Genomic DNA, 16,749 nt, shown 5'->3' on the forward strand with positions numbered 1-16,749 from the left:
GTTTTTGTTTTTAGTAACCTGGGTTTTGTTTAAGACCATGATTTGCATCTAAAGCAGACGTTGGAATCGGGAACAATTTTCTGTAAGACGGAGAGGCTGGTCTGAATTCGTTTGCCAATAAAAATTTGTCAAAACGAATCATATCTTGTCTTCTGTGACCTTCCCAGTTTAATTCAAATCCTCTTTCGTTGTAAATATCCTCAAGAGTTGGGTTTGTAGCCAAAGCGTCTAAACCTGCACGTTGTCTGATTTGATCAACAAAAGGTTTTGCAGCAGCAGAATTTCCTAAACGTGCATTACATTCTGCCATCATTAAGATTACGTCTGCATATCTGAAAATTGGAAAGTCATTAGAAGCTCCTCCACCAGATTTTACTCCTGCAGGATAAAATTTAACATTACGAACTCCTGCCTGAGGAGGTGCTCCCGGATTGTCTAAAGAACCAACTTCAAGAGTATAATTAAATCCACCAGGTTGTTCTCCAAATAAAAATTGCTTTCTACGAACATCATTTACAGCATATTTTTGGAAGAAATCAGTAGGAACAATAGTTCCATTCCAGCCAGCCAGCCCAAACATATTTGTACCCTGTGGACCATATACACTACGAACGGCATAAACATTACGAGAAACTACATCAAGAGTTGCGAAAATTGGTAAAATAGTTTCATCGTCCGGAAGTACATCTCCAAACAATTCGTAATATTTATTTCCTAAAGGACTAGCATCATTTGCTGCACCTGAATGTAGTACAAAACCCCCTTCGCTTACTTTGTTACAAGCAGCCAGACATTCGTTCCATTTTGCTTCTCCGGTATAGACCTGTGCATTCAAATATACTTTAGCAAGCAGAGTATATCCAGCCCATTTATTAAATCTTCCGTAATAATTTCCTCCTTTTGTTACAGAAAGTGCTTCTACGTTTTGCGTTAATTCTTTAACAATAAAAGCAAAAACTTCTTTACGGCTTGATTGCGGAATTTTATCGACAGTAATGTTGTTGTCTGTGAAAAAAGGAACATCACCATAATCATCAATCAATAAATAATAAAAGAAAGCACGTAATACTTTTGCTTCAGCAATTTTTGAAGGTTCAGCCTTTGATTTTTCTAATAATTCAACAGCTAAATTTGCATTGAAAATAGATTTGTACAACCAGTTCCAGGTATTATTAATGATGAAGTCACTTGGCAGCCATTCATGTTTGTACAAACGGGCAAAATCTTGTTGCCAGTTACCATCATTTCTATGTGGGATTACCTGCTCATCTGAAGACATACAGTTCATGTCATACCATCCGTTATCAGCTCCTGCATAACCTACACCAGGCACATCTTTACGCTGAAAGTCTCCTGGAATTTCTGCATAAACACTGGCAAGGGCAATATTGGCTCCCTCCGGAGTTCCATAAAAAGTGTCTGGTTGATATTTGTCGTATATATTTTCATTGACATCAGTACAGCTAAAAAGGGTTAGGAAACATACGCTTCCTGCTATTACTATATTTTTAATTTTCATTTCTTTTTACTATTTAAATTTTACAGTCAAACCAAATGCAATACTTCTTGTACGTGGATAAATTCCTTTATCTGCACCAAAATTATCTGCAGGATCGCCACTTGCGCTTACATTTAATTCAGGATCAACACCCGTGTAATCTGTAATTAGCAGTAAATTGTTTCCTGTAAGTGAAAGACGTATGTTATCTATATACTTATCAGTAAAACGGAATGTATATCCGGCAGTAACATTGTCTAAACGTATGAACGAACCGTCTTCTAACCATAAATCAGATCCGTACGGAGATGTAAAAATTCCTTTTTCAACAGCACTTTGTAAGACATTCGAACTACCAGTATTTTCCAACATACTCAACCTTTGATTAAGTGTATTGTAAATTTTATTTCCTCCAGAACCTCTCCACAGCATAGAAGCGTCAAAGTTTTTATATCTGTAAGATGGGTTAAATGCAAAAGTATAAGTTGGTAGTGCTGAACCTGCGTTGTAACGATCTGGACTTCTGAAACCTTGATCGATAAGACCGTTTCCATCACGATCTTTTACTGTTTCAACATTCTGGCTATTTTTACCTGTACTTTCTAAGATATAAAAGGAACCAATTGGTTGTCCTTGTACTAAGAAAGAGTTGGGTGCTCCCCATGATATATAATCGGTATTTAAAGGAATACCATTAATACTTCCACTTAAATTTAGTACTTCGTTTTTCATGAAAGATACGTTTCCAGCCAATGTTAATGTGCTGTTCTCAGTTTTAATAACATCATAAGCAAGAGCAACCTCTAAACCTTTGTTTGAAATACTTCCTACATTGGCTTTAATTCTATTGTAAGGATAAGGAGGCTGAGGTACAGTATAGTCAAATAAAAGATTATCTGTAGTAGAATCGTAAACATCGACACTACCTCTTAATCTGTTGTCAAAAAGACCAAAATCAAGTCCGATGTTAGTTTGTTTTTTTGTTTCCCATTTCAAATCAGCATTTGCATTTTGAGAAATGGTAAAATTAGTGATAATAGAACCTCCAAAATAAATATTTCCAGCGCTATCAACCAATGGCAAAGAGGTTTGTGGATTAAGACCTTGTTGGTTTCCCGTTACACCATATCCAACACGTAATTTTAATTCATTAAACAAATTTTGATTAGTCATAAATGACTCTTTATTAATTTGCCAGGCCACAGATGCTGAAGGGAAATTTCCCCATTTGTTATTTGCACCAAATACAGATGAACCATCTCGTCTGATACTTGCTGTTAATAAATAACGATCTAATAAAGAGTAGTTTAATCTTCCTAAATAAGAAACTAAAGATCTGTCATTTTTATAAGATCTGATATCTGAAGCTCTAACCTTAGACATGTCACCAAATTGAAGCGCATTGTAAGTAGCTTCATCACTAATAAAACCTCTTGCCTGAGTATAATTACCCTGATAAGTTTGGCTTTGCCATTCGTATAAAGCCAATGCATTAAAGCTATGGATTCCGAAAGTTCTTTTATAGTTAACACTTAAATTGGTTAATTTTTCATTTTGTCTTTTGTTATCGATATTAGCAAAACCATTTTGCTCAATTGCATTAGAATCTGTTGATTCTGCCGGCATGTAATATCCTTGAGTTGAATTTGTTTTTCTCCAGCTACCAAACCAGTTTGCTGAAAAACCTTTTCCTAAATCCAAATCTGCCTTTAAACTTCCGAATAAATTATCCTCTTGTTTTTCATTTGTAACTTCTTGAGCAGCTGCATAAGGATTTAAATAATGAAATACGGTTGAATCTGTAAAGTAAGTTCCATCTGTATTAAAAACAGGATCTGTTGGTCTTGCCAATAATGCATTTGTGATCAAATTTGACATATAAGCTACAGTTCCTATACTACCAATACTGCTTGTTGTATTATTGACTCCTGTATTTAAATTAAAAGTTAATTTTAATTTGTCATTAAGAGCCAATTGTGTTGCCTGAAGACGACCAATATATTTTTGATTGCTTGAATTAATTACCACTCCATCTTGCATAATAGCCGTAATAGACGCTCTGTAATTAAACTTATCTGTTCCTCCACCAAATGATAATGTGTGTGTTTGCGTAATTCCGGTTTGAGTCAAAAGACCGTACCAATTTGTGTTTGAACCGTGATTTGAAGACGCAGGAACACCAACACTTTGGGCTGTTTTCCACCATTCCTCTGCATCAAGCATATCTAATTTTTTTGGAATAAAATCGATAGATGTATATCCTACATATTCCATCGTTGTTTTTCCGGCTTTATTCTTTTTAGTAGTTACGATAATAACTCCAGGCGCTCCTCTAGAACCGTAGACTGCAGTAGCAGAAGCATCTTTTAATACATCTATCGTTTCAATTTCGCTTGGCGGAACCTGGTTTAATAAATCCATATTTCCCTGAATTCCATCAACAACAACTAGCGGATCATTTCCTCCAATTAAGGAAGAAATACCTCTAATACGAACGCTAGGTCCTGCACCTGGTTCGCTACCTATTTGCGTAATATTTACACCAGCAGCTTTTCCTGAAATCAATGATAACGGATTTGAAATAGCACCCTGATTCATGTCTTTTGCAGCAATTGAAGAAACAGCTCCGGTAACATCTTTTCTTGCTGTAGAACCATAACCAACCACAACAATTTCTTGTAAGTTTGTAGCATCAGGAATAAGTTGAATATTGATAACACTTTGGTTGGCAACGACCTTTTTTTCTTTATATCCAACAAAAGTTACTATAATTACAGATGAACTGCTTTCAACAGTAATTTTGTATTTCCCGTCAAAATCTGTAACCATACCATTTCTTGTTCCTTCTTCAAGAATAGAAGCTCCTGGCAAAGGCAAACCGTTTTCATCAGTAATAATCCCCGAAACCGTTTGCTTTTGATATATAATAGCTTCAGTTTTAAGTTCTGGCTTTTTTAAAATGATTTGAGTATCTCTAATTTTAAATTCAGTTGGAGTTCCTTTAAAAAGTTTATCCAGAACAATATTTATTGGCTGATCTTTTACAGAAATTGAAATCGTTCGATCTAAATCGATGTCATTCAGTTTGTAAATAAACCTGAAATCTGTTTTTTGTTCTATGGTCTCAATAACCTTTTCGATTGTTGAATTGTTTAATTCAAGGGTTACTTTTGTTTTTTGGGCATAAGTATTCCCTCTAATATTAAACATGGCGACCAAAATAAGTAGTGTAGTTAGTTTCAATTTTAGGTCATTTTGGAACACTCGGTATAAAAACCCAGTATTCTTTGATTTTTTTTTCATAATTTTGTTAATTGATTGTAGTTAATTCGTTATATTCAATCACTTAGTTAATCGGAAATTGTTCGCAGCTCTTTCCGATTTTTTTATTTTAGTATTTTCTCATCATGTTTTTTCATTGGTTTTAGTGGTTATTTAATTAGTATTTGATTGTTTTTTATCGTGTAATTAATGCCATGAATGTCATTAAAATAGCTCATTACTTTTTCTATTGATTCATCACTGAAACTAGCATTGAATTTTTCATTTGCCAGTTTTTCGTTTTTATTTACAATAGTTACGTTGTATCGTCTTTCTAATTTGGTAATAATGTTTTTGAAAGTCATATTTCTGAAAGTCAGTCCGCCATTGATCCATGAAGTGTAAATATCTGTAATAACAGGTTTTGTAAAAATCATGTTATTTTCTTTATTAAAACTTCCTTTGTAACCCGGTTTTAGGACCGTATTTTTATCAGCATCAAATTCTTCGTTTATGTTGTACATTCCAACTGAACCTTCAACCAAAACAACATCTGTTACAGCATCTTCAGGATAATTTGAAACATTAAAATGAGTTCCTAAAACACGTACATTCAAATTGTCTGCATTAACAATAAATGGATGCTTTTTATCTTTCGCAACATCAAAAAAAGCTTCTCCATCTAAAAACACTTGTCTGTTTTCGCCAGCAATAAATTTCACAGGATATTTTAAAGTTGTCCCGGAGTTTAAATGAACAAGCGTACCGTCAGACAATTGCAATTGAAATCTTTTACCATATGGAATTTTAATAGTATTATAAGTTACTTTCTCTAAATCAGAATTATTGTCGTAAACAATTGTACTTCCGTTCTGATTTGCCACTACATTTCCGTCAGCATCTCTAACTTCAACTTTGTTATTTTCAGAAATAATCTGAACATTCCCATTTTCTAACTGCAAGACAATGTCTGTACTTTTGACATCGAATTTTGGTTCTGTTTTAGTATTGAAAGCTCCTTTTTGATAAGCGAGCCCAATTCCTAATAAAACAACTACCGAAGCGGCAATCGAAATGTATTTTCTGAAATTTGATTTTTTTGGATGTAATTCAATTGTAGTTTCATTTTCTTTTGATGCTGATAAAATGTTTAAGAAAATATCATCGGCAGTTTGCTGATTCATTTTTGGCATTTCGCCCAAAAGATTTTGAATGTCTTCTACAGTCGGAAAATCGTCTGTAAGTTGATTTTTTTTGTAATACGCAATTACTTCATTTGTTTCTTCAGGTGTACACTGGTTTAAAACAAACTTTTGTAAAAGGGTTTTTATTTCAGAATTTGAATTCATTACGAATTGTTTTTTAGGTCCGGTTCTGATATAATACAGTTGAAAGGAAGTTGAGTACTACTCAAACGTTGTAAATTTTTTAATTTTAACATTTACAGAAAGCGAAAAAGCTTGTTAAGTACTGATTTTGCTGATTTTTTGCATTAAAAATATTTTTTAAATTTTTTTTATTTTTTTTGCAAAATCGTAGTTTTTGTCATTTCGATGAAGGAGAAATCCTCGCAAGTAACTCCGCAACAATAATCCAATCTTTGTCGAGCTCCTCACGAGGATTTCTCCTTCGTCGAAATGACAAGATCGGCGTCAGTTTTAAATTTGCGGTTAAACAAAAAAAAATCATCCGAAAAGGATGATTTTGATGGTCTGTGGTTATTTTGGTTTAGATAATTTCGTCATGAAGGTGAAAAAAGACTCGCATTGATTCTAATGCTTTACTCATTTGGTTCCTCACTGTATTTATAGAGATGCCGAGTTCCTGACTTATTTCTTCGTAACTCATGCCTTTCTTTCGGGACATTTTAAATATTTGCTTTCGTTTTGGAGGGAGCTGCTTCATGGCCTGTTTCCGAAGCTTTTTACAATCGGCTTCGCGAATGGAATAGTCGCCATATTCATGCGATTTTTGACTTTCGTAAAAAACGGCTTCTTTAAGAGCCAAATCATTGGCAGCTTTATTTAGGGTGTTAAAAGCCTGATTTCTTGCAATGGTAAAAATATAAGCTTTAAACGATTGTTCTGCATTTAGGTTTTCGCGATGCTGCCATACTTTCATAAAAACATCCTGAACATTTTCTTCGGCGGCCTCCTTCGATTTTAAAAGACTAATGCTATACCCATAGATATCTTGATAGTAGTGATCAAAAAGTTGGCGAAATGCTTTTTCGTTGCCACTTTTGAGCTCACTAACTAGTAATTGTTCGCTATGGTTTTTTGTTTCTGGCAATTTAATTAGTCTTTTATTTAATTCTAATTATACTTGGCTGTCAAACAGAAGATTGTTGTTTGACTTCACAGCAAATATATAAAAATATTATTCGCAACAAATGATATGTAAAAAAACTTAATTCTTATTTTTCTAACATTTTTTGAACGAATGAGGTAAAAACAGCCCGAAAGTGGCTTTTTATCAAGTAAGTGTATTTTTGACACTTTGCTAAATTGTAATTTAATTTAGAATTTGTCTTTTGAGAATATTCTTATTTGCGAAAATGAAAATTTGAAAAGAAATTAAAATACAAGCAAAAAAAAATCCCTTTGTCTTGTTTGAAAAGACAAAAGGATTGTATAATAAAATCTTAGTAGCTTATAAAAATTAGTTTTTCAGATCTTTAATTACTTTAAAAGCAACATCAACCTGATCTTCTCCTACCAAAATGGTAAATTCATTTGAAGTTGAAATTACCTCGTTTATGATGATTCCTTCCCAAGCCAAACGTTGGAAAATGAAATAATAAATACCAGGAACTACAATATTTTCTTTTGGTAATTTTACTGTAATGGAAGCCAGATTATCTAATTTCTGAATCAGTTTTTCGCGCATAAAGTGTTTTTCAACCAAATGATTTACACTACTGCTGACAACAATATTGGTTTCATTTACGCCACGAGATGAAGTATAAAAAATATCAGATAAAGCATTAATATCAGAAATTAAATCGGCTTGTTTGTTTAAAACAGTTTCTGAAGCTGCGAATGTGTAATCCGTCAATTCAGAACGAACCGTAATTTCACCAATATTCTTGATTACTTTATTGATTTTGTGGTTCAATTTAAAATCTAATTCTTCGGTAAGTCTTTTAAGAGACATTACAACAGCGCCTTGTTTTACTTCTTTGCCAAATTCACTTTCTAACTCGGTCATAATGTTCCGGGACAGGGAGGTTAAATTAATTATTCCTAGAGATAATGCATTTAATAAAAACGGCTTGGTTTTGATGTAATTTTCGACGATAGAAGAAACGGTTTTCATAATTTTTTTTCTTTTTTTTTGTAATGTAATTGTGTTGGTTTGGTGTAATAGTGATGTTATAAATCTTTGCAAATATAAATAAAAAAACAATTTGTTACAATTATAACAATAAAAATTTATGTTAAAAATGATAAAAAGCGTCGGTAAGATGTTCAATTGCAAATGTTTCGCCGTCTTTATGGATCGCAATGATGTCAAAACGAACCTCCATTGCATCATCAAAATCCATTTCCCTATCGTTTATGTAGGCATTTACTGCTTTTATGAGTAATTGAATTTTTTTTGGTTTTACAAAATCCTGCGGATCTCCAAAATCTAAACTCGATCTTGTTTTAACTTCAACAATGGCCAAATAGTTATCTTTTTGTGCAATGATGTCAATTTCAGCCTTTTGAAAAGTCCAGTTTCGATCTAGAATTTCATATCCATTTTCCTGAAGGTATTTTGCGGCCAGTTTTTCTCCTTCTTTTCCTAGTTCATTGTGTTCAGCCATTTTTTTGAGTTTTCAGTGGCAGCTGTGCTGTGCGTGTTAGTAATTTCACGCAAAGACGCAAAGTCGCAAAGTTTTAATTTACTTTACGACTTTGCGTCTTTGCGTGATTTTATGTGGTATTTTGATATCCCTATTTAAAGAATATTGAGAAGGAATATTACTTTTTAAAAGTAAGTGTGCTTCCAGATGCATTTACATCAATAGTTACAGTATTTCCCATAATCAGAGCTCTATTGTCCTGAATATGCCCCGCAGGAAAATTGAAGATTACAGGAATATTATATTTTTTGGTTACATCGTCTATAATTTCAACAGCATTTTTACCCCATGGAACTTCATTGTCTTTCATTTTTGTCATTCCTCCAACAACAATTCCTTTCAGGCTCTCGATGCAGCCATTACGACGAAGATTCATCATCATACGATCAATATGATACAAATATTCATCTAAATCTTCTATAAATAAAATCTTGTCCTTGCAGTCTATAGCCGATGGAGATCCTAACAAACTGTACAAAATAGATAAATTTCCACCCACTAATTCACCAGTTGCTGTTCCGAAACGATTCATTTTGTCCGGACCAACAGAGTAAGATAAAGGCTCCCCAAACAAACTCGCTTTCATAGAACTAATAGCTGCCGGAGTTGCGCGTGGAATCGTTACAGGCATTACACCATGAATCGATTTATAGCCCATTGTATTTAAATGGTTGTGTAAAACCGTAACATCACTAAAACCAATAATCCATTTTGGATGTTGTTTGAATTTCGTGAAGTCTAATAAATCAAGCATTCTAACAGTTCCGTACCCACCGCGAACACACCAAATCGCCTTAATATTCGGATTGTCCAATTGCTTCTGAAAATCAGCTGCACGTTGCTCATCTGTTCCGGCTAATTGGTTGTAATCAAGTCCAATTGTGCTTCCAATAACAGCTTCTAATCCCCAGCTATGTAATAAATCTATAGTAGGCTTAAGGTTGTCGTCGATATTTTTTCGGGCAGTTGCTAAAAGTGCTATGGTATCTCCTTTTTGTAAATAAGGTGGTGTGATCATGGTTTGTTGAGATTGACAGGTGAATGATTGCAAAGCAAAAATAAGAAATACGAATTTATAGCGTATAGAGAATTTCTTTAAGTAACGGATATTTTCCTTTTTCATATTTTCCTTTTTCGTTCGCTTAAAATTATAAAATTATTTTTTAAATCGGTTTCGATTGTTTCAACCGCCATATTTCTTTTGCAATTCGTCAAGTAAAAACATTAATCCTTTGTCTGGCTCCTCAGCCTGAACATTTGCAAAAATGATAAAGGCTTTGTTGATACTTTCACAAAGATACACTTTGGTTAAAAAAGTTCCGGGATTTCCGTTGTGAAAAGAATACAACAATTTGCTTTTTTCGTTAATTTCTGAGTTCCATCCAAAGGAAAATTCGGGCAAACCGTAATGCATCCTATTAAATTCTTTTGCCGTAACTATTTTAGATTTTCCTGCTAAACCCCGAAGTTGCATTTGGATAAATTTACAATAATCCGGCAAACTAACATTTATATTTCCTGCCGACGAAAGCCAGTTTAGTTTGTAGTTTAGTGCCGGTCCTTCAGGTTTTAAATCTTCATCATGTCCCCAAGGCTCATTAATATCTTTTAAATTCGGCTGACCAAAATCAAAATCGATATTTAAACTTTTCCCAAGTTGTTGTACTAAATTTTCATACGTTTTCCCGGTTGCTTTTTCAAGCATAAGTCCAGCGGCAACATAACTTGGATTGGACCAATAAATATCTTTTTTTTCTGCAATTGACGACTCCTGTTGTAAAAACCAGGCAATAAATTCATATCGCTGCTGCTGATTATTTCCTTTAATTTCTTTTTGCGTTGGCGTATCATTCCCGTAAGACCAAGTATTAATGTTGGCTCGAAAAGTGATAAAATCCTGCAAAGTATAATTATAAGTAGCAGGGTTGCTTTTTGCTTTTAATTCGGGATACAAATCAAAAAATTTTGTATCCCATTTAATTTTTCCTTCTTTCACCAAAACGGTTGCCAAATAACTGGTAATTGTTTTTGTTATCGATCCCAAACGAAATTTATCCGACAGTTTCGCTTTAAAATTGGTATTGATGCGCTGATATCCCAAAGCCTGAATTTCTAAAATAGAATCTGACGAAACTACGGCATAAGCTAGCTCTGGAATTTTATATTTTATTCTGATGCTGTCAGCAAATGAACTGTTTTTTTGCGAATGAGAAATTTGGAAAAGTAAAGAGAATACAAGGACGAAAAGCAATTTTTTCATTTTTGGAAAGGCCGTAAATTAAGCAAGCAAGTTACAAGAGATTTTAGCATAAACAAATAAATAGCAAAAATATTTTATTTGAATTTTCTTACAAATTACAATTATTTTTTCATAGTATTGAATTCTAAAAAATTAAATTATGCAGATTATTAAATTCCGGTTGTATCTGATTATGCTGTTTTCTATTTCGCTTCAGGCGCAGTCCAAAAAATACATCATCCACACGGTTGCGTTTTACAATTTCGAAAACCTTTTTGATACGAATAATGATATCAATACCAATGATGACGAATGGACGCCAACAGGAGCACAGCATTGGACAGAAGAAAAATACCATCAAAAATTAAAGAATCTTTCCAGAGTTATTGCTGAAATTGGAACACCAGAAAATCCAAATGCCCCAACAATTATTGGAGGTTCTGAAATTGAAAATCGGGGAGTTTTGGAAGATTTGATTAAAGAACCCAAACTGCTTCCTTTTGATTACGGAATTATTCACTTTGATTCACCTGATAAACGCGGAATCGACGTTGCTTTACTGTATCAAAAGAAATATTTCAAGCCAACTTCATTTTCTAATATTCCATTATTAATTTATAAAAAGAAAGCTGTAATAAAGGAAGATAAAAATGAAGAACCTGATAATGAACTTGAAGATAAAAGAGAAATAGCAAAGGATAATAATCGTGTTTTTACCAGAGATCAGCTTTTAATTACCGGATTTTTAGAAGGTGAGGAAATAACTATTATCGTAAATCACTGGCCGTCGCGATCGGGTGGAGAAAAAGCTTCGAGCCAATTTCGAGAAGCCGCCGGAAGATTAAATCGAAAGATTATCGACTCCTTGCAGCGCATTAATCCAAATGCCAAAGTTTTTACAATGGGCGATTTAAATGATGGACCGTTTAATAAAAGTGTAAAAATAGCTTTAGGGGCAAAAGCAAAGAAGGCAGAAGTTCCGGAGTTTGGTGTTTTTAATCCGTTTGAAGAAATGGCCAATAAAGGAATGGGAACTATTGCTTTTCGTGATTCCTGGGACATTTTCGACCAAATTATGATGACACAATCCGTTATAAAACCTGATTACGCCACTTTTATGTTTTGGAAAGCAGGTATTTTTAATCGATCTTTTTTGGTTCAGACTTCAGGTCAATACAAAGGATATCCGCTTCGACATAGTCAGACAGAAGTTGGTTTTAGCGATCACTTTCCTGTTTATATTTATTTGATAAAAGAGATAAAATAGTCGCAGTCACAGTTTTCAGTCACAGTTTTCTTTTCACACTGAAAACTGTGACTGCGACTGAATACTTTTTACTAACTTAGCTACTCAGAAACCAAGTATCTTAAAAAATGGCAATAGCAAAACCTTTCAATCTTACCAAATGGATCGACGAAAACCGTCATTTATTAAAACCACCAGTTGGAAATAAAAATCTTTATGTTGATTCCGGCGATTATATTGTGATGATAGTTGCAGGTCCAAATGCTCGAAAAGATTATCATTACAATGAAACCGAGGAGCTTTTTTATCAATTGGAAGGAACCATAAAAGTCGTTATTCAGGAAGATGGTGAACGCAAAGAAATGGAGCTAAATGCTGGAGATATGTACCTGCATCCTGCTAAAATTCCTCATTCTCCGGTTCGCTCAGCGGGTTCAATTGGATTGGTAATCGAGCGTAAACGTGCCGGACAAGGCTATACTGACGGATTGCTTTGGCATTGCGATAAATGCAATCATAAATTATACGAAGTGTATTTTGAACTGCATAATATCGAGAAAGATTTCCTGCCTCATTTTGAACATTTCTACAATTCTGAGGATTTAAGAACCTGCGACAATTGCGGAACTGTAATGGAATCTGATCCGAGATTTGTGGCGAAGAAATAATTAGAAAAGTTTAATAATACTAATTTTAAGGAGCTATTTCCTGCTGTCCTTCCAATCTTTTGTGCCGAACCCCGGCACAAAAGGATTTTCCCTCCCATCAGGGCTAGGGCACTCATTTTCAAAAGAAGTATTGAGGTTCGACGTTTAAAAAAATCCGTTTAATCTGTGAAATCTGTGGCTAAAAAAAACTACAACTCAAAAAGTTTTCCTTGCTCCGGATAAATAATTTGCACTCCTAAATCATTCTGATTTTTGATCTGTTCTTTAAGCGTTACAATATTTTTAGTTGGCGGTTTCAAATGCGTCACAATAATTTTAAAACCTTTCAAAGTTCCTTTTCCAGCTAACTCTTCTAAAACATGAAGTTCTTTCATTAAATAATTTGGAGTCAAATGCCCAAATAAAAATTGATCGGGTTGTTCATTTGGGAAGGATACTTCAATAAAAATTCCTTTTAGTTGTTTGGCTTTTATAAGGGGTGCAATTGCGGTCCATAAATCTTTCAAATAAGTACTTTTTTCAACAGCATCAGGTCCCGTATCTCCTAAATATAAAGCATAAGCATCTCCATTTTTAATTAAAAAAGCTGTACTCTCAAAAGGATTGACATGGCTTAACGGAAAAGCTTTTACCGTCATTGTAGTATTGGTGATAGGAGTTTCTTCGCCAATATTTAAAGTTTGGAAATGATATTTTTTCAAGGGTTTTCCGGGACCAATATCTCCAAAATTAGCCCATGTCTGATCATTAAAATAATGGTTTTCCATCATTTCCATACATTTATTAGTAGCATAAACAGTCTTAGCTGAATCGGCAGGTGAATTAATAATCAATCCTGAAACATGATCCAAATGCGCATGCGAAATGAAATAACCTTTTATGTATTTTCTCAGAACGTCGCTTGTTGAAACTTTGAAAACTTTATTTTCAATGGCTTTTTCAATTCCGGCATTTATAGTTCCGGCATCCAAACTGATATAATCGTTTGTATTGATTGGTGCCAATAAATAAGCTGATAGATTTTTTTCATCAATACCGCCTTTAACTCCTAAAGGGACAACCTGAAAAGAAGGTTTTTGTATTTTTTGAGAAAAAGCATTCGATGTAATTAAAAGTAAACAGATTAGTATTCGATTGAAAATGGACATGTTTTTATAATTTTGTTATTGCAAATTTCATGAATTAAAAGGAATAAATTACTTTGTTCCCTACTTATTGATGTTAATTAACCCTAAATTTACTGTAACTATAAAAGTGGCATCCCTAAATGAAACAACTATATCTAATCTTATTTATAAGTTTTTTTACTTCAAATGTTTATTGCTGTGACTGTGCAGAGAAATCTTCGATTAAAAAAAATTGGGAAAGTGCAAGTCAGGTTTTTATTGGCAAAATTGTCAAAGTAGATAGTTTGCTTTATGGAAGCTATGGAGAAAAAGTGTATGCATTTACTGTTAGAATAAAAAAGTCGTACAAAGGATTTTTTTACCCTGGTAGAGATTATAGAACGATTTTATATATTGATACTGCAAGTTGTGATTTCATTTTTAATGTAGGTCATGAATATTTAATTTATGCGAAAGAAGACAGCAAGATGCTTAATTGTTCACTTTGTTCAAGAACTAATTTATTGAATAATATTTCAGAAGAGGAATTGAATGACCTAGCTGATTTGCAAAAAGAAGATCTTAAAAAGAGAAATGAAATAACAATTATTAAATTTCAAAATAATACAGAATATCAAATTGATCTGGTAAAGAATTCTTTTCAAGAAAGTTTAAAGCGTAAGGATTTATTAATTTATATTTTGTCTGGCACAAGTATTTTTTTGCTTCTAATAATAACTTTATTAATTAAGAAGAAGAAAGCAAATAAATTAAGGTAAGTCATTTATTTCTTTTTTGATTGCATTTTAATTCAACTCGAAATAATATCTTTACAAAAAAAAATATAACAATTTTAACTAAAAAAGTTACAATGACAACAATAGCATCGCAATTTGGAATGAATGAAGCTCTGGATAAATTGGGCATCAAATTGATAAATGACGGAACTTCAACAGGATTACAAAACTTTTCATCAGGAGAAATTCTGGATAGTTTTTCCCCAGTTGACGGAAAATTGATTGCTTCGGTAAAAATGTCAACACAGGAAGATTACGAAAAAGTATTGCGTTCAGCGACGGAAGCATTCAAAACATTTCGTTTAATTCCTGCGCCACAACGTGGCGAAATTGTACGCCAGTTTGGAGAAAAATTACGTCAGAATAAAGAAGCCCTTGGTAAATTGGTTTCTTATGAAATGGGAAAATCATTGCAGGAAGGTTACGGAGAAGTTCAGGAAATGATCGATATCTGTGATTTTGCAGTGGGTTTATCAAGACAATTGCACGGCTTAACCATGCATTCTGAAAGACCAGGACACCGTATGTATGAGCAATATCATTCGTTGGGTGTTGTTGGGATTATTTCGGCGTTTAACTTTCCGGTGGCTGTATGGGCGTGGAATACGGCTTTAGCATGGATTTCCGGAGATGTTTGTGTCTGGAAACCTTCTGAAAAAACCCCTTTATGCGGAATTGCATGTCAAAATATCATTGCTCAGGTGATCAAAGAAAACAATCTTCCGGAAGGAATTTCATGTTTGATTAATGGTGATTATCAAATAGGGGAGTTAATGACAAAAGATGCCCGTATACCTTTAATTTCTGCAACAGGTTCAACCCGAATGGGGAAAATTGTTGCACAGGCCGTAGCGGGACGTTTAGGAAAATCATTATTAGAGTTAGGCGGAAACAATGCCATTATTGTAACTCCGGATGCCGATATTAAAATGACGGTTATTGGAGCTGTTTTTGGAGCCGTAGGAACTGCAGGACAACGTTGTACTTCAACGCGTCGTTTAATTATTCATGAAAGTATTTACGATAAAGTGAAAGATGCTTTAGTGGCGGCATATAAGCAATTGCGTATCGGAAATCCGCTTGACGAAAACAATCATGTCGGACCGCTTATCGATACTCATGCAGTAGAAATGTATGCAATCGCATTAAACAAAGTGGTTGCCGAAGGTGGAAAAATTTTAGTAGAAGGCGGAGTGCTTTCAGGAGAAGGTTACGAAAGCGGTTGTTATGTAAAACCGGCTATTGCAGAAGCTGAAAATTCATTTGCAATCGTGCAGCATGAAACATTTGCTCCGGTTTTATACTTAATTAAATATTCAGGAGAAGTTGATAATGCAATCGAAATTCAGAATGGAGTGGGACAAGGTTTGTCTTCTGCAATTATGACAAACAATTTGCGTGAAGCGGAAAGATTTTTATCTGTAGTTGGATCAGATTGCGGAATTGCAAATGTAAACATTGGAACTTCCGGTGCTGAAATTGGTGGTGCTTTTGGAGGAGAAAAAGAAACCGGCGGAGGAAGAGAATCTGGTTCTGATGCCTGGAAAATATACATGCGTCGTCAAACAAATACAATCAATTATACTACAAGTTTACCTTTGGCACAAGGAATTAAATTCGATTTGTAATAAATCTTAAAACATATTATATAGTAAAGGCTTCCAAATTTGGAAGCCTTTTATTTTTTAAAACCGTTTTATAAGTTTTACTTTTTAAGAATAGTTTGATTGAAAGAACCATCATTAGTATAAACTTTTACTAGATATGTTCCTTGAATAAGGTTACTTAAATCGATACTTTCAGCATCTTTTCCGGCGCTTTTCACTAATGTACCAGACATATTATAAACCTGAACTTTTTCTACAGTTTGAGTTGATTTAGTAAGGTATAAAACATCAGCAACCGGATTTGGATATAAAATCACTTTCGTAGTTTCTGGTTCTGCAACGACTTCTGTTGCTTGAGCCATACGTAATGTACCCCCGGTATAATGTGTACTGATATAGAATAAGTTTGCAACAGATCCTTTAGTAATCGTATTTGAACCTGCAGGAATTGAAGCCGTAACGATTCCAGCAGATGCT

The 16,749-nt window shown here is 33.9% G+C and carries 14 protein-coding genes; 4 read left to right on the forward strand and 10 right to left on the reverse strand.

Annotation, left to right across the window (positions count from 1 at the left end):
• Positions 1-10 precede the first annotated feature (10 nt).
• The 8 genes from B0A65_RS18000 to B0A65_RS18035 form a co-directional block, all read right to left on the reverse strand.
• Entirely contained in the window at positions 11-1,519 is a 1,509-nt protein-coding gene (locus B0A65_RS18000; protein ID WP_074662500.1) for a RagB/SusD family nutrient uptake outer membrane protein, read from the reverse strand.
• 9 nt (positions 1,520-1,528) lie between these two features.
• Positions 1,529-4,741 carry a TonB-dependent receptor gene (locus B0A65_RS18005; protein ID WP_242670307.1) on the reverse strand — a complete coding sequence of 1,071 codons (3,213 nt, stop codon included), beginning with the start codon at positions 4,739-4,741 and terminating at the stop codon, positions 1,529-1,531.
• A 188-nt stretch (positions 4,742-4,929) separates the two neighbouring features.
• The gene (locus B0A65_RS18010) at positions 4,930-6,108 is read right to left on the reverse strand and encodes a FecR family protein (RefSeq protein ID WP_074662506.1); all 1,179 of its coding nucleotides are present in this window, start codon (positions 6,106-6,108) and stop codon (positions 4,930-4,932) included.
• Between the two features lie 379 nt (positions 6,109-6,487).
• Positions 6,488-7,051, reverse strand: coding sequence for an RNA polymerase sigma factor (locus tag B0A65_RS18015; RefSeq protein WP_074662509.1), 564 nt, complete (start codon positions 7,049-7,051; stop codon positions 6,488-6,490).
• A gap of 369 nt (positions 7,052-7,420) precedes the next feature.
• Positions 7,421-8,077 carry a hypothetical protein gene (locus B0A65_RS18020; protein WP_008466087.1) on the reverse strand — a complete coding sequence of 219 codons (657 nt, stop codon included), beginning with the start codon at positions 8,075-8,077 and terminating at the stop codon, positions 7,421-7,423.
• A 121-nt stretch (positions 8,078-8,198) separates the two neighbouring features.
• Positions 8,199-8,570 (reverse strand): YraN family protein, encoded by a 372-nt coding sequence (locus B0A65_RS18025; protein ID WP_074662512.1) that lies wholly within the window; start codon positions 8,568-8,570, stop codon positions 8,199-8,201.
• A 157-nt stretch (positions 8,571-8,727) separates the two neighbouring features.
• Positions 8,728-9,627 carry a S66 peptidase family protein gene (locus B0A65_RS18030; RefSeq protein ID WP_083370501.1) on the reverse strand — a complete coding sequence of 300 codons (900 nt, stop codon included), beginning with the start codon at positions 9,625-9,627 and terminating at the stop codon, positions 8,728-8,730.
• A 165-nt stretch (positions 9,628-9,792) separates the two neighbouring features.
• Positions 9,793-10,869 carry a serine hydrolase domain-containing protein gene (locus B0A65_RS18035; protein WP_083370502.1) on the reverse strand — a complete coding sequence of 359 codons (1,077 nt, stop codon included), beginning with the start codon at positions 10,867-10,869 and terminating at the stop codon, positions 9,793-9,795.
• 139 nt (positions 10,870-11,008) lie between these two features.
• Here B0A65_RS18035 and B0A65_RS18040 point away from each other — a divergent pair, with 139 nt between their 5' ends.
• Positions 11,009-12,115: an endonuclease/exonuclease/phosphatase family protein gene (locus B0A65_RS18040; RefSeq protein WP_074662518.1), complete on the forward strand. Its 1,107-nt coding sequence runs from the start codon at positions 11,009-11,011 to the stop codon at positions 12,113-12,115.
• A 107-nt stretch (positions 12,116-12,222) separates the two neighbouring features.
• Positions 12,223-12,762, forward strand: coding sequence for a 3-hydroxyanthranilate 3,4-dioxygenase (locus tag B0A65_RS18045; protein WP_074662521.1), 540 nt, complete (start codon positions 12,223-12,225; stop codon positions 12,760-12,762).
• Between the two features lie 188 nt (positions 12,763-12,950).
• On the opposite strand, the gene B0A65_RS18050 is transcribed toward B0A65_RS18045, so the two are convergent.
• The gene (locus B0A65_RS18050; RefSeq protein ID WP_074662523.1) at positions 12,951-13,910 is read right to left on the reverse strand and encodes an MBL fold metallo-hydrolase; all 960 of its coding nucleotides are present in this window, start codon (positions 13,908-13,910) and stop codon (positions 12,951-12,953) included.
• A 119-nt stretch (positions 13,911-14,029) separates the two neighbouring features.
• Between B0A65_RS18050 and B0A65_RS18055 the strand changes: the two genes are divergently transcribed.
• A complete protein-coding gene (locus B0A65_RS18055; protein WP_074662526.1) occupies positions 14,030-14,647 on the forward strand; it encodes a hypothetical protein in 618 nt (205 codons plus the stop codon).
• Positions 14,648-14,739: 92 nt separating this feature from the next.
• Complete coding sequence (gene amaB, locus B0A65_RS18060; RefSeq protein ID WP_074662820.1) at positions 14,740-16,293, forward strand: L-piperidine-6-carboxylate dehydrogenase; 1,554 nt, start codon at positions 14,740-14,742, stop codon at positions 16,291-16,293.
• Between the two features lie 77 nt (positions 16,294-16,370).
• Here the strand turns inward: amaB and B0A65_RS18065 are convergent.
• Positions 16,371-16,749, reverse strand: a 379-nt coding sequence (locus B0A65_RS18065; protein WP_207556452.1) for a T9SS type A sorting domain-containing protein, incomplete at its 5' end; no start/stop codon positions are given.

Origin of the sequence: Flavobacterium frigidimaris, assembly GCF_002217275.1 — a bacterium.
Lineage (GTDB): Bacteria > Bacteroidota > Bacteroidia > Flavobacteriales > Flavobacteriaceae > Flavobacterium > Flavobacterium aquidurense.

Excerpts from the sequence above, each read along its gene's own strand:
- B0A65_RS18055 (WP_074662526.1), top strand. The coding sequence starts at position 14,030 with ATGAAACAACTATATCTAATCTTATTTATAAGTTTTTTTACTTCAAAT.
- B0A65_RS18045 (WP_074662521.1), top strand. The coding sequence starts at position 12,223 with ATGGCAATAGCAAAACCTTTCAATCTTACCAAATGGATCGACGAAAAC.
- B0A65_RS18040 (WP_074662518.1), top strand. The coding sequence starts at position 11,009 with ATGCAGATTATTAAATTCCGGTTGTATCTGATTATGCTGTTTTCTATT.
- B0A65_RS18025 (WP_074662512.1), bottom strand. The coding sequence starts at position 8,570 with ATGGCTGAACACAATGAACTAGGAAAAGAAGGAGAAAAACTGGCCGCA.
- amaB (WP_074662820.1), top strand. The coding sequence starts at position 14,740 with ATGACAACAATAGCATCGCAATTTGGAATGAATGAAGCTCTGGATAAA.
- B0A65_RS18050 (WP_074662523.1), bottom strand. The coding sequence starts at position 13,910 with ATGTCCATTTTCAATCGAATACTAATCTGTTTACTTTTAATTACATCG.
- B0A65_RS18010 (WP_074662506.1), bottom strand. The coding sequence starts at position 6,108 with ATGAATTCAAATTCTGAAATAAAAACCCTTTTACAAAAGTTTGTTTTA.
- B0A65_RS18035 (WP_083370502.1), bottom strand. The coding sequence starts at position 10,869 with ATGAAAAAATTGCTTTTCGTCCTTGTATTCTCTTTACTTTTCCAAATT.
- B0A65_RS18000 (WP_074662500.1), bottom strand. The coding sequence starts at position 1,519 with ATGAAAATTAAAAATATAGTAATAGCAGGAAGCGTATGTTTCCTAACC.
- B0A65_RS18030 (WP_083370501.1), bottom strand. The coding sequence starts at position 9,627 with ATGATCACACCACCTTATTTACAAAAAGGAGATACCATAGCACTTTTA.
- B0A65_RS18020 (WP_008466087.1), bottom strand. The coding sequence starts at position 8,077 with ATGAAAACCGTTTCTTCTATCGTCGAAAATTACATCAAAACCAAGCCG.